Origin of the sequence: Mitsuaria sp. WAJ17, assembly GCF_014174515.1 — a bacterium.
Taxonomy (GTDB): domain Bacteria; phylum Pseudomonadota; class Gammaproteobacteria; order Burkholderiales; family Burkholderiaceae_C; genus Roseateles_B.
On sequence record NZ_JACJUG010000136.1, the window covers coordinates 1 to 367 of the forward strand.

Here is a 367-nt window from a genome sequence, read left to right on the forward strand (position 1 = left end):
GGACGCAGAGCTCACAACCGGTGCACTGCGCGTCGACGACCACATGCATCTGCTTGGGCGTGCCAACAATACAGTCGACCGGGCAGGCCTTGATGCACAACGTGCAGCCTATGCACCAGTCTTCATCGATGACCGCCAGCAAGCGTGGGCCTTCCGCCCCATGCTCGGCGCTCAGCGGCAGAGCAGGGCGACCGGTGATCGCGGCCAGACGCGCAACGCCCCCCGCGCCGCCGGGCGGGCATTGGTTGATCTGCGCCGCGCCGGCCGCAACTGCGGCCGCATACCGGTGGCAATCCGGATAGCCGCAGCGTGTGCACTGCGTCTGCGGCAGGGCCCGATCGATGCGCCGGGTCAGGTCCTCAAGAGG

Annotated in this window: 1 protein-coding gene; it reads right to left on the reverse strand. The window is 68.4% G+C overall.

The features are described 5' to 3' along the window. On the reverse strand, positions 1 to 367 hold a 367-nt coding region (locus H5407_RS23730; RefSeq protein ID WP_255501421.1), incomplete at both ends, for an RnfABCDGE type electron transport complex subunit B.